This window comes from Nocardioides sp. NPDC006273 (genome assembly GCF_040613495.1).
GTDB lineage: Bacteria > Actinomycetota > Actinomycetes > Propionibacteriales > Nocardioidaceae > Nocardioides.
In genome coordinates this window covers 44,836-57,537 of the sequence record NZ_JBEXSD010000036.1, presented here as the reverse complement: position 1 = coordinate 57,537, position 12,702 = coordinate 44,836, and the positions used below count along the sequence as shown (strand labels likewise).

The 12,702-nt window shown below is 69.4% G+C and carries 11 protein-coding genes; 5 read left to right on the top strand and 6 right to left on the bottom strand.

Annotated elements, in window-relative coordinates:
• On the top strand, positions 1-303 hold a 303-nt coding region (locus ABZZ22_RS16585; RefSeq protein ID WP_354933238.1), incomplete at its 5' end, for an HNH endonuclease signature motif containing protein.
• Positions 304-726: 423 nt separating this feature from the next.
• On the opposite strand, the gene ABZZ22_RS16580 is transcribed toward ABZZ22_RS16585, so the two are convergent.
• Genes ABZZ22_RS16580 through asnB form a run of 4 tightly spaced genes read right to left on the bottom strand, consistent with a single transcriptional unit; the run spans position 727 to position 4,809 of the window.
• Positions 727-1,062, bottom strand: a complete 336-nt coding sequence (locus tag ABZZ22_RS16580) for a metalloregulator ArsR/SmtB family transcription factor (protein WP_354933236.1) — start codon at positions 1,060-1,062, stop codon at positions 727-729.
• Between the two features lie 10 nt (positions 1,063-1,072).
• Positions 1,073-1,714, bottom strand: coding sequence for an SRPBCC family protein (locus ABZZ22_RS16575; protein WP_354933234.1), 642 nt, complete (start codon positions 1,712-1,714; stop codon positions 1,073-1,075).
• Positions 1,715-1,729: 15 nt separating this feature from the next.
• Positions 1,730-2,758: an NAD(+) synthase gene (gene nadE, locus ABZZ22_RS16570; RefSeq protein WP_354933232.1), complete on the bottom strand. Its 1,029-nt coding sequence runs from the start codon at positions 2,756-2,758 to the stop codon at positions 1,730-1,732.
• Positions 2,755-4,809: an asparagine synthase (glutamine-hydrolyzing) gene (asnB, locus tag ABZZ22_RS16565; protein ID WP_354933230.1), complete on the bottom strand. Its 2,055-nt coding sequence runs from the start codon at positions 4,807-4,809 to the stop codon at positions 2,755-2,757. Before asnB ends, nadE begins: the two co-directional genes overlap by 4 nt.
• 185 nt (positions 4,810-4,994) lie before the next feature.
• On the opposite strand from asnB, the gene ABZZ22_RS16560 reads away from it, so the two are divergent.
• Genes ABZZ22_RS16560 through ABZZ22_RS16545 form a run of 4 tightly spaced genes read left to right on the top strand, consistent with a single transcriptional unit; the run spans position 4,995 to position 11,518 of the window.
• Positions 4,995-5,270, top strand: coding sequence for an acyl carrier protein (locus ABZZ22_RS16560; RefSeq protein ID WP_354933228.1), 276 nt, complete (start codon positions 4,995-4,997; stop codon positions 5,268-5,270).
• A complete protein-coding gene (locus ABZZ22_RS16555; RefSeq protein ID WP_354933226.1) occupies positions 5,260-5,889 on the top strand; it encodes a serine acetyltransferase in 630 nt (209 codons plus the stop codon). The genes ABZZ22_RS16560 and ABZZ22_RS16555 overlap by 11 nt, the downstream gene beginning before the upstream one ends.
• Positions 5,886-6,731 carry a glycosyltransferase gene (locus ABZZ22_RS16550; protein WP_354933224.1) on the top strand — a complete coding sequence of 282 codons (846 nt, stop codon included), beginning with the start codon at positions 5,886-5,888 and terminating at the stop codon, positions 6,729-6,731. The genes ABZZ22_RS16555 and ABZZ22_RS16550 overlap by 4 nt, the downstream gene beginning before the upstream one ends.
• A gap of 17 nt (positions 6,732-6,748) precedes the next feature.
• Complete coding sequence (locus ABZZ22_RS16545; RefSeq protein WP_354933222.1) at positions 6,749-11,518, top strand: DUF4082 domain-containing protein; 4,770 nt, start codon at positions 6,749-6,751, stop codon at positions 11,516-11,518.
• Here the strand turns inward: ABZZ22_RS16545 and ABZZ22_RS16540 are convergent.
• Together ABZZ22_RS16540 and ABZZ22_RS16535 are read right to left on the bottom strand one after the other, a co-directional pair.
• Entirely contained in the window at positions 11,479-12,261 is a 783-nt protein-coding gene (locus ABZZ22_RS16540) for a cation transporter (RefSeq protein ID WP_354933220.1), read from the bottom strand. The two genes, ABZZ22_RS16545 and ABZZ22_RS16540, sit on opposite strands and share 40 nt — an antisense overlap.
• Positions 12,261-12,650, bottom strand: coding sequence for a metalloregulator ArsR/SmtB family transcription factor (locus tag ABZZ22_RS16535; RefSeq protein ID WP_354933240.1), 390 nt, complete (start codon positions 12,648-12,650; stop codon positions 12,261-12,263). Before ABZZ22_RS16535 ends, ABZZ22_RS16540 begins: the two co-directional genes overlap by 1 nt.
• Positions 12,651-12,702 lie beyond the last annotated feature (52 nt).

Here is a 12,702-nt window from a genome sequence, read left to right as displayed (position 1 = left end):
CTGATCCCCGTCGTACTCGGCACCGGCTCGGAGATTCTCGACTTCGGCCGCACTACAAGGCTGGCCCATCCGGTCCAACACCGTGCACTCCGGTTGCGGGACAAGTGTTGCCAGGCCGAGGACTGTGATGCACCAGCGGCATGGACTGAAGCGCATCATCTGAAACCGTGGTCGGCAGGCGGGCTTACGAATCTGGCGAACATGGTGCTGTTGTGTCCCAGCGATCATCGCCGGATCCACGACCCCAACTACGACTATGAGCGCCTCCCGGACGGACGGATCCGGTTCACCCGCTGCGTCTGACCGCGCTGCGGCCTGCTCCGGCCTGCTCCGGCCTACCCCGTCTGCCGGGCCTACCGGGTCGACCTTGTGAAGGGGTTCACGAACTCGGACCCTCTGTGATAGCCGACGACCAGTGGCCTCCGGCATGGCCCGGGCGCTATCCCTCGTGAACGATTCACAAGGTGTCATCGTCTAGCGCAGCGCCCCGCAGACCCTCCCCTGGCAGGACCGGCCAACCCTGGGCCCCGAGCCCGTACCCAACCCGAAATCCGCTGCGCCATACCCCGCCGCCGACCCGATAGCCAGCCAAATTTCTCGCTGGATCACGGTGTCAAGGATCGCCGCAGGCGACCGGCGAAGCCGGCGGCCGAAGGCCGTCCTTGACTCCGGGATTCGGCGTGAACACCATCCACTACAGGGTCGGCGGCCACCGTCCTAAGCGACTCAGCCCCCCGTAGAACCCTTCCGGCGCCCCCGCCGAATCTCCGTATCGAGAGCGTCGAGGTGCTGGGTCCAGAAGTGGCGGAACTGGTTGAGCCAGGCGTCGACCTCGGCCATGGGTCCGGTGTCGATGGAGTAGATGCGGCGGGTGCCTTCGGGGCGTACGGTGGCGAAGCCATGTTCGCGCAGGACCTTGAGCTGCATCGAGACTGCGGGCTGGCGGATGCCGAACTCGGCGGAGATGGTCTCCACGATCTCGCCGGAGGTGAGGTCGCCGGCGGCCAGGAGCTCGAGGATGCGGCGGCGTACAGGGTCTCCGAGGATGTCGAAGGCGTGCAAGCGCCTGCCCCTACTCCGGCATCGCGGTGTAGGCGGCCACGCAGCGGTCGCCGGCGGCGCGGGCCTGCTCGGGGTCCGTGCCGAATGCGATGTCGGCCTCGACCCAGGCGGCGGCGGAGCCCTTGGTGTGCTCGATCATCGCGGGCAGGGCGTCGGGGGACATCGGATCCATCTTCTCGGCTTCGGGGGCCGGGAGGTGGAGGGCAAGGGCGAGCAGCATCTGCTCCCAGCCGATGCCGACGGCGCTCGGGCCGAACTCCTTCCACTGCTCCGGGGGAACGGGAGCGGAGTGCTCGAGACGGAGCAGCGTACGGTCGCCGGCGGCGGTCAGGGTCGCGTCGACCCACGAGCTCATGTCGCCGTAGTCCCAGGTGATCGAGAGCAGCTTGGGGCGGTCGCAGGCGAGGATCTCGCCGCCGGCGTTGCCCTCGAGCTGGTAGCGGCCGCCGACCTCGAAGTCGCCGGTGACCGGCATCAGCCAACGCGGGATGCGCTCCTTGGTGGTCAGCGCGTCCCAGACCTCGTCCGGCGCGGCGTCGTAGCTGCGCTCGACGACGAGCATGCGCAGCTCCTCGCCGCCGCGGGTCGTGGTGGTCAGCGCACGGTTCACGGCGCCGAGGTGGTCAGCAGGGATGAATGGTGGTGTGCTCATGCCTGCGACGTTATATCAAGACTCATTGATATTCAATGACACCTCGTCCACGAGCTCGGGGGCGGCGTGGAGGTAGGCGGTGGTCCGGCGCTTCTGCTCGATGTCGCGATAGACGCGCTCGACCTGCTCGACGGTGAGCCCGGTGGCGTCGGCGACCTCGGCGGTCGGCACCCCGTTGTTCAAGCCGTAGAGGCACAGATCCATCCGCTCGTAGGGCAGCGAGAAGTAGAACTCCTCCTGGGACTGCTCCAGGGAGTAGGTGTCGGTGGTCGAGGGGCGGGCCTGGATCTCCTCGGGTACGCCGAGGTGAGCGGCCATCGCGTAGACCTGCGACTTGTAGAGGTGCGCGATCGGCTTCAGGTCGGCGGCACCGTCGCCGAGCTTTACGAAGAAGCCCTGGTCGTACTCCAGCCGGTTAGGGGTGCCGGCGACGGCGTAGTTGAGCCGGTCGGCGTGGAAGTACTCCAAGGCCTTGCGGGCACGCTGCTTGAAGTTGGTCGCCGCCACGATCTCCAGGTAGGCCTCGGTGGTCAGGCGGTGCGTGCTCTGGGTGCCGTAGGGGTCCTCGACGACGACCGAGAAGAGCCGGAACGCGTCGGAGTCGACCACGCTGGGCAGCACGATCTTCGACCTCCACCCCGGGCCGTACGCAGGCACGACCCGCCGGATCGCGTCGTCACGCCGCTGGTAGGCGCCGAGGCCGACCAGGACCGGGGAGATGTCCTCGAGCGTGGACCTGATCCCGAGCGAGTCGGTCAGCTTCGTACTGAACCCGATGGTGTCGTCCGACGACTCCTGCTCGGGCATGTGCAGCGCGAAGACCCGGTCCGGCCCGAGCGCTTTGACCGCCAGTGCGGCGACCACGCTGGAGTCGATCCCGCCCGAGACGCCAAGCACGATGCCTTTGCGCTTGTTGGCCACCAGGTAGCGGCGGATCGCGTCGCCGATCCGTTTCGCCTCCGCCTCCTCCTCGAAGCGGAGCGCCTCCAGTCCGTACGTTGCGGCTGGGCTTGTTTCTGGGCTGGTCGTGACGGTGCTGTTCATGGCTGGGCTGGTGTCCTTCCGGCGGGCTCGAGACTGGTGGTCCCGAGAGTGGGGTCGAAGACGGTGAGCGGGGCTGGCGGAGCAGCCGATGAGGTCGGTGCGGTGAGCAGCTCGCTGTGCAGCAGCTGGGTGGACAAGACGGCGACCAGGCGCATGTTGTCGGTGTTGCCGAGACCGCGCCCGCCGGTCCGCGCGGCCTTCTCCAGCAGTCGCTGGACGAGCTCCGGACGGAAGACACCGGCCGCCTCCAGGGCGGCGCTCGAGGTGACGTCGAAGACCCAGTCCGGCGTGCCGCCGGCGAAGAAGGAGGCCGCGTCCGGCGCTCGGTAGGGCTGCTTGGGCCGGTGCAGGATCTGATCGGGCACCAGGTCGGCGAAGGCCCGCTTGAGCAGGTGCTTCTCGTCCATGCCCCAGATCTTGTGCTCGGCTGGGATGCGCCCGGCGAGCTCGGCGACGTGCGGGTCCAGGAACGGGAACCGGCCCTCGACGGAGTTGCCCATCAGCATCCGGTCGCCCTGAGAGGCCAGGATGTAACCGGGCAGCAGGGTCGTCATCTCCAGCCACTGGGCCCGCGCGACCGGGTCCCACGAGGCGGCCGCGACGGGCATGGCCGCGACGACGCCCTCGGCCGCGCCGCCGATCGAGCGGAGCTCCGGCCGCAGCATCGAGGTCAGCACCGCCGTGGAGTCCCACCGCGGCCGGTGCGACATCGCCAGGTCGTCCGCGGCGAGGTTGCGCGAGAAGAAGCGCCGCGCGAACGCCGGCGTCTGGTTGGGGGAGCGATGCATCCACGGGTAGAGCTGGCCCACCGCGTCCTCGGCGGCGGCCGGGTCCCGCAGCCACAGGTCGCGGATCTTGGCCTCGCGAAAGATGTCGTAGCCACCGAGCACCTCGTCGGCGCCCTCGCCGGTGACGACCACTTTGAAGCCGGTCTCCCGCACCAGCCGGGAGAGCAGGAACATCGGGGCCGGAGCGGTCCGTAGCAGCGGCGTCTCGGCGTGGCGTACGACCTGAGGGAAGACCTCGGCGATGTCGCGCTCGCCGACCACGACGTCATGGTGGACGGTGCCCAGCCGCTCGGCCATGAGCGCCTGGAAGCCGCCCTCGTCGAACTCGGCCTCGGCGAACCGGAGGGAGAAGGTGTGCAGCGGTGCCGAGGCGCCGCTCACTGCCCTGTCGGCGGCGATCGTGCCGGCCGTGACCGCGGAGTCGATCCCGCCGGAGAGGTATGCAGCCACCGGCACGTCGCTGCGCTCGAACCGCAGCCGGGTGGCGGCAGTCAGCGCCGTACGCAGCGCCTCGGCGTTCGCCCCCAGGTCGGTGAGCTCCTCGGCTCCCGCCGGCGGGAACGTCGGCGCCCAGTAGCGGCGCTCGACCTCGACCCCGTTCCTGCTGTGCCCGCTTCTTATGGAGAGGTAGGAGCCCGGCGGCACCTGCGCGATGTCGCGGAACACGGTGCGCGGAGCGACCGCGGACCAGAGCGTCAGCGCCTGGTCCAGCCCGGCCGGGTCCAGCTCGCGCGGCACGTCGGGGGAGGCGTACAGAGCCTTCACCTCGGAGGCGAAGAGCAGCTGACCGCCGGCACGGGTGTAGAAGAGCGGTCGTACGCCGAAAGGGTCTCGGGAGAGGATGAGCGAGCCCGTCCGGCGGTCCCAGATGGCCAGCGCCCACTGCCCGTTGAACCGCTCGAAACAGCCGGGCCCCCACTCCTCCCACGCGTGCACGATGACCTCGGTGTCCGAGCGGGTGTCGAAGACGTGGCCGCGCGAGCGAAGCTGGGCGGCCAGCTCGACGTGGTTGTAGATCTCGCCGTTGAAGGTGACCCAGACCTGTTCGTGCTCCGCCGACGACCGGCAGGATCGGCTCGACATCGGCTGGGTGCCGCCGACGGTGTCCACGATCGCCAACCGGGTGTGGCCGAGCGCGACCCGCTCGTCGCGGTAGTAGCCGCTGCCGTCGGGGCCGCGATGGGTCAAGGCCCCCAACATGCGCCGTATCAGCACAGGGTCAGGCACCTCGGTGCTGCTCAGCACCCCGCAGATCCCGCACATGGCGCTCCTCGATCGATCCCGTCCGGTCCTCGAAGGGTCGTCCGCGCAGGGGTGCCGGGACCTCGGAGCAGGTGCGTTTATCACCCAATATCGGCATCTACGGGCCCAGTTCGGCTCCGGCGGCCCTCCTGCTGGCAGAAACGGAAGCGCGGAGATTCTCGAGCGTTCACAGACAGGGAGACGTGATGGCGGACGTACAGCGCACGATCGAAGGCTTCATCCTCGACAGCCTGCTGCTGGGCGATGCGGATCGGCTTCCCGCACCGTCGGAGTCGCTGGTCGAGTCGGGTGTCATCGACTCGACCGGGATCCTGGAGCTCATCGAGTTCCTCGAGGCGGAGTTCGAGATCTCCGTCCACGAGACCGAGACCGTCCCCGAGAACCTCGACGGGGTCGCCAACCTGGTCGCGTACGTCGGCCGGAAGACAGCGACCCGGGAACGAGAGTCCCTTGCTAGTTGACGATGCCCGCGAGGTAGGCGATCTCGAGATCGACCTGGACAAGATGTACGCGATCGTTCTCGACGGTCCGCGTACGTCCGGGCTGTCCAAGCTGCGGTTCTGGCTCTTCGACTACGAGCTGCACTGCGTCGCCTGCTACCGCTTCGGGCGCTGGGCCGGTCGGCTGCGCACCCATCGCCCGCTGCTCGGCGTGCTGGCGCTCGGCCTCTACTGGTTCTGGAACCGGCGCAACATCCGGATCCACCACGCCGACATCTTCCGCCGCGCCGACATCGGCCCGGGGCTCCTGCTCATGCACCGCTCGGGGATCATCGTCGGACCGGCAGTGATCGGCAGCAACTGCGTGCTCCATCAGAACGTGACGATCGGCCAGCGCATCGCCGACGGCGACCACGGGCTGCCCACGATCGGCGACGACGTCTGGATCGGCCCCGGCGCCGTGATCTGTGGTGCGATCACGGTCGGCGACGGCTGCACGATCTCCGCCGGCACGGTGCTGTCAAAGGACGTCCCGCCGCACAGCCTCGTCGGCGGCAACCCCGGCCGGGTCATCGCCAGGGAGTACGACAACAGCAACATGATCAACTTCGTCATCGCCGACGGGGTGCGCCGCCGATGATCGTGAGTGTCGTGGTGCCGGCGCACAACGAGGCCCGGGGGCTGGCGGGGAACCTGGCGGCCCTGCTCGACGGCGTCCCTGAGGGCGCTGTCGATGTCGTGGTCGTGTGCAACGGGTGCACCGACGACACGGCGGCGGTCGCGCGGAGGATCCCCGGCGTACGCGTCCTGGAGATCGCCGAGGCCTCCAAGCTGCGCGCGGTCGAGGTGGGCAACGCCGCGGCCACGACCTACCCGAGGCTTCATCTGGACGCCGACGTACGCCTCACCGGCACGGACCTGCTCCGGGTGGTCGACGCGCTCGAGGAGGACGGCGTGCTGGCCGTCGCTCCCGAGCGGTCGGTGCCGCTGGCGGAGTCGTCCTGGCCGGTCCGTGCCTACTACCGGGTCTGGCAGGCCCTCCCCGCCGTACGCAGCGGCCTGTTCGGCCGCGGCGCCTTCTGCCTCAGCGCCGAGGGGCAGGCGCGGGTCGACGCCGCCGGCACCGGCCCCCGGGGAGGTCTGATGAACGACGACCTCGTCGCCTCGGAGCTGTTCACGCCCGCCGAGCGGCGCGTCGTCACCGACGCGGTCGTGGTCGTGCGGCCGCCTCGTACGACGAAAGACCTGGTCAGGCGTCGGATCCGCGTCGCGACCGGCAACACCCAAGCCGACGATCACGGGGCTCGGCACGGATCCACTTCGCTATCGGACTTGCTCATGCTCGGGCTGCGTCAGCCGACGATCGGGTTTCGGGTCCCGGTCTTCCTGACAGTCACTCTCGTCGCCCGGAAGCTCTCCCGTAGAGCCGTCCGGTCCGGCGACCACACCACCTGGCTACGCGACGAGAGCTCGCGGGCCTGACCCGAAGGAACATGACCGTGAAGCTGCGAACGGGACTGGCCGCGTTGCTCGGAGTAGTACTCGTCGCCCCCATCATCACGATCGTCACCGCGTCGAGCGCGAGTGCCGACCCGTGCGGACCGGCGGGCAACAAGATCTCCTGCGAGAACAGCAAGCCCGGTGCCCCCTCGAGCGAGTGGGGGATCACCGGAGCGGGCGACGACTCGATCCAGGGGTTCGCGACCGACATCAGCGTCGACGTGGGCAACCGGATCGACTTCAAGATCGACACCGACGCCTCGGCCTACCAGATCACGATCTACCGGATGGGCTACTACGGCGGTGACGGCGCCCGCAGGATCACCGCGGTGACCCCTTCGGCGAGCCTCCCGCAGAACCAGCCCAACTGCTACCGCGAGACCTCCACCGAGATCACCGACTGCGGCAACTGGGCGGTCTCGGCCTCCTGGAACGTACCGGCGACCGCGGTCTCGGGGGTCTATGTCGCCAAGCTGGACCGCGCCGACACCCAGGAGTCGAGCCACATCACCTTCATCGTCCGTGACGACGCCAGCAGCTCCGACGTCGTCTTTCAGACCTCGGACACCACCTGGCAGGCGTACAACTCCTACGGTGGGTCCAGCTTCTACACCGGTGGCGGGAACGGCCGGGCCTACAAGCTGAGCTACAACCGGCCGTTCGTGACCCGCTCCGGCGGCACCTCGCACGACTTCTTCTTCGCCAACGAATACCCGCTGGTGAGGTTCCTGGAGCGCAACGGCTACGACGTCAGCTACATCTCCGGGATCGACACCGACCGCCGCGGCGAGCTGCTCACCAACCACGAGACATTCCTGAGCGTCGGCCACGACGAGTACTGGAGCGGGCGCCAACGGGCCAACGTCGAGGCCGCGCGCGACGCCGGCGTGAACCTGCAGTTCCTCAGCGGGAACGAGGTCTACTGGCGGACGCGCTACGAGGCGTCGAAGGACGGCACCAACACGCCCTACCGGACCTTGGTCACCTACAAGGAGTCGTGGGCTCAGCAGAAGCTCGACCCGGCACCGGAGTCGACCGGCACCTGGCGCGACCCGCGCTACACACCGAAGAGCCAGGGCGGCGGCAGGCCGGAGAACGAGCTGACCGGCACCGTCTTCATGTCCAACCTGACCGACCTGCCGGTGACCGTGAAGAAGTCACACGGCGGCCTGCGGATGTGGCGCAGCACCGGCCTCGCCTCGATGACTGCCGGCCAGACCGAGCTGGCTCCGCACACGGTGGGCTACGAGTCCGACGAAGACCAGGACAACGGGTTCCGACCACCCGGCCTGATCCGGATGTCGGAGACGACCGGGTTCATCGACAACCAGTACATGACCGACTTCGGACGGACCACGGGCGACGGCACCACGACCCATGCGATCACGCTCTACCGGGCGGCCAGCGGAGCGCTGGTCTTCGGTGCCGGGTCGGTCCAGTGGACTTGGGGCCTCGACTCCGAGCACGACAACCCGTATCACGACGAGACCGCAGACCGGCGGATGCAGCAGGCGCAGGTCAACCTGCTCGCCGACATGGACGCCCTGCCGACCACGCTGATGGCCGGGTTGGTCGCGGCGACGAAGTCGACCGACACGGTCGGGCCGACGGTCGCCATCTCGACACCGGCCGCCGGCTCGACGCAGCCGAACGGCACCAAGGTGACGCTCACGGGCACCGCGACCGACACCGGTGGCGGCGTGGTCGCCGGGGTCGAGTACTCCCTCGACGAGGGCACCTCGTGGCACCCAGCGCCGGGAGCGTACGGCGCCGGGACGACCGCCTGGTCGGTGACGTACGTCCAGCCCGGCGTCGGCAGCACCCCGGTGCGCGTGCGCGCCGTCGACGACAGCGCCAACATCGGCGCCGCCGCCACCCGGAGCTTCAACGTGACCTGCCCGTGCAGCATCCTCGGTCAGCGGGAGGTGCCGACGACCTGGAACGCCGTCACCAGCCCCGCTACGCCGTCGGCCAACGACAACAGCGCCGCCGAGCTCGGCCTGCGCTTCACCCCTCAGGCCGACGGGTACGTCGCAGGGGTCCGCTTCTACAAGGGCGCCGGCAACACCGGCACCCACGTCGGCTCGCTGTGGAGCAGCAGCGGCGAGCGGCTGGCCCAGGTCACCTTCAGCAACGAGTCCGCCGGCGGCTGGCAGTCGGCGACGTTCAGCCAGCCGGTCGCGGTCGCGGCGGGGGCGAGGTATGTCGTCTCCTACACGGCTCCGGTCGGGCGCTACGCCGTCGCGCCCTGGGCCTTCGCGGCGAAGGGGTTCGAGGCGTACCCCTTCGAGGTCGAGGGTGGCTACGGCGCCGCTCCGGCGGGCGTCTACGCGGGTGCGGGGCAGTTCCCGGCGAGCTCCTACCAGAACCCCAACTACTACGTGGACGTGCTGTTCACGACCACCGACGACTCGCCGCTGTCCGCCACCAACCAGTGGCCGCTGGCCGACTCCTCCTCGGTACCTCGCAACACGACGGTGAGCGCCAGGTTCACCAAGCCGGTGGTCGCCTCGTCGGTCGGGCTGCGGCTGACCGACTCCCTCGGCAACGTGGTGGCCGGGTCGACGGCCTATGACTCGACGACCAGGACGGTGACCTTCACCCCGTCAGGCAACCTCGCCGGATTCGTCACCTACACCGCCACACTCTCGGGGCAGGACAGTGGTGGGACGGCGGTCTCGGCAGGGAAGACGTGGTCGTTCCGTACGGCCAAGCCGCCTGCGGCGGCAGGAGTCTGCCCGTGCTCGCTCTTCGACGAGGACACCACGCCGACGGTCCTCCAGGACCCGGAGAACGCGCAGCTGACCCTGGGAGTCAGATTCCGCGCCGACGTCACCGGCACCGTCACCGGGGTCAAGTTCTACAAGGGAGTCAACAACGCCGCCCCGCACACCGGCACCCTGTGGTCGGCCAACGGGGCCGTGCTCGCCCAAGGCACCTTCACCGGGGAGTCGACCAGTGGCTGGCAGACGCTGACCTTCGCCGAGCCGGTGAAGATCCAGGCGAACACCGACTACATCGCCTCCTACCGCACCAACGGCTACTACTCGGCCACGCCGAACGCGTTCGCCTCCACCGACCTGTCGAAGCCGCCGCTGCGGGTGACCTCGACGGCAGGTGCGTACGCCTATGGCACTGGCTTCCCGGCGGCGACCTCGCCCTCGAGCTACCTGGTCGACGTCGTCTTCGAGAAGGGCGCGCCGACGCTGACGATGCCCTCGCGCAGCCCTGTCCCCGGGGCTGTCGAGGTGCCGCGCTCGACCAACGTGGTGGCGTCGTTCTCCGCGGAGCTGAGCCCCGGCTACTCGGTCTCGGCGACCTCTGGCGGCCAGCCGATCGCGGGTACGACGACGCTCGGCAACTCCGGGACGACGCTCACCTTCGACCCGACGTCCCTGCTGCCCGCGGCCGCGGATGTGACGGTCACGATCAGCGGGATCACCTCGACCGAGGGGGCCAGTATGCCGACGCAGACCTGGACGTTCCGGACCAGATCCGCGGAGACACCGGACAGCCAGACGCTCTTCGGTGACGTGGTGCCCGCGGTCGAGGCCCAGGACGACAGCTCACCGGTCGAGGTCGGGACGGTGTTCAGTCCCACCCGCGACGGGCGGGTGACGGCGATCCGGTTCTACAAGGGAGCCGGCAACGGCGGCACCCACGTCGGGTCGTTGTGGAGCTCGGGCGGCCAGCGGCTCGCCCAGGTGACCTTCACCGGTGAGACCGCCTCCGGCTGGCAGCAGGCCACGCTGTCCAGTCCGGTCGAGGTGCAGGCAGGCGTGTCGTACATCGTCTCCTACCTGGCTCCGCAGGGGCACTATGCGACCACGTCGCAGTTCTTCGCGACGCCCCACTCCTCGGGTGACCTGACCGCCCCGGCGGGGAACAACGGCCGCTATCTCTACGGGGCCGCTGGCGGTTTCCCGCAGTACACGTTCGGGTCGACGAACTACTTCGCCGACGTCGTCTTCGAGCGGGCGGGCCCGACCATCTCGGTCACCGATCAGGATCCAGGCCTGGATGCGACCGAGGTGGCGACCTCGGTCAACCCGTCGATCACGTTCTCGACGGGGATCTCGAGCGGCTGGAACGTGTCGGTCACTGCCAACGGGTCCTCGGTGGCGGGTTCGGCGGCGCTGAGCAGCGACGGACGTACGCTGCGCTTCACCCCGTCGGCGGCGCTGCCGTCCGGGGCGACGGTGTCGGTGACGGTCTCTGGCGTGGTCTCGACCGACGGGGCGAATCTGCCCACGCAGACGTGGTCTTTCACCACGGTCCCGGCAGTCGTGACCGAGGTGTCGCTGTTCACGGGGGTGACTCCGCAGAACCCGGCGACGCTCGACATCCTGCCGATCGAGGTCGGCACCGCCTTCAGGACGTCGGTGGCCGGCTCGGTGACGGCGATCCGCTTCTACAAGGGCACCGGCAACACCGGCACCCACGTCGGCTCGCTGTGGAACTCGGCCGGCACCCGGATCGCCCAGGTGACCTTCACCAACGAGACCGCGACCGGCTGGCAGACGGCCACGTTGCCGACACCGGTCGCGCTCACGCCGGGGGCGACGTACGTCGTGTCCTACTACGCGCCCAACGGGCGCTACGCCTCGACTCCGGGTGCCCTCAGCCAGTCGCGGACGGTCGGCCCGCTGACGGCGCCGGGCGGAGCCAACGGCCGGTATCGGTACGGGAGCGGAGGGGGACTCCCGAACCGATCCTGGAACTCCACCAACTACTTCGTGGACGTGCGGTTCCGCCCGGCGGCCGGCTGAGTCGGCGTCGATGGCCTGCCGATGTCCAGGAGCTGGAGATCGGCAGGACCGGTGGTGTCGGACGCACAGCAGGCATCGGCGGCGTCCTCGTCGTCGTTGACGGCGACCGGTCCGCACGAGCAGGACTCGCCCCGCCAGGCATCCCAGCCCTCCTTGAGCGCGACCGCAGCGATCACCAGACCGGCGATGGGGTCCGCCCACGACCAGCCGAGCGTGGCGTTGAGGACCAGCCCGACGAGCAGAACCGCCGAGAGGTAGGTGCACAGCAGGGTCTGGGTCGAGTCGGCGACCACGGCGTTCGAGCCGAGCGACCGGCCTGTCCTGCGCTGAGCCCAGGACAGGAACGGCATGATGATCAGCGAGGCGACCGCCAGGCCGATGCCGACCATCGAGGTCTCCGGGTCGTGGCCGGTGACGAGGGCGCGCCCCGACTCGAAGGCGACGTACGCCGCCAGGGCGAAGAAGGAGACCGCCATCAGCCGCAGCGCCTGCCGCTCCCGAGACTCCGGGAGACGGTGACGGAACTGCCACAGGATGATGAGGCCGCTGGAGACCTCGACGACGGAGTCGAGACCGAACCCGATCAGCGCGACGGAGCCCGCCACGAGGCCGGCGGCGATGGCGATGACCGCCTCGACGCCGTTGTAGGCGACCGATGCCGCCGCGAGCAGCTGGGCACGTCGTCCGAGCCGCTTGCGGTCGTCGGGGGTGAGATCGACGGGGGCGTGGACGTGGGCGGCCATCACGCCTCCTCGTGGTTGTCGGCGTGGATGGCGGCGATACCGTGGCTGGGGCAGAGCGTCACCGCATCACCGGTGAGGGCCAGGACCCGCTCCGCGGCGGCCAGCAGGTCCAGGACCGCCTCGCTGTGGGCCAGCCCGAACATCGAGGCCCGCCCGACGGGGCGCGAGGTCACCAGCCCGCAGTCCCTCAGGCAGGCGAGATGCTTCGAGACCGTGCTCTGTGCCAGGCCGAGGTGAGCGGTCAGGTCGACCACCCGATGCTCGCCGAGGGCGAGGTGGCGCAGGATCGCCAGACGGGAGGGATCGGAGAACCCGTGGAACAGGCAGGCAGCGGCGCTCAGCGCGGCCGCCTCGTCTGTGGGGTCGGGAGTGTCCTCCGTGGTTGTCATCGTCATATGGCGATGATAACTCCCTGTGTCGGTCTTGGTGCAAGTCGTCGCT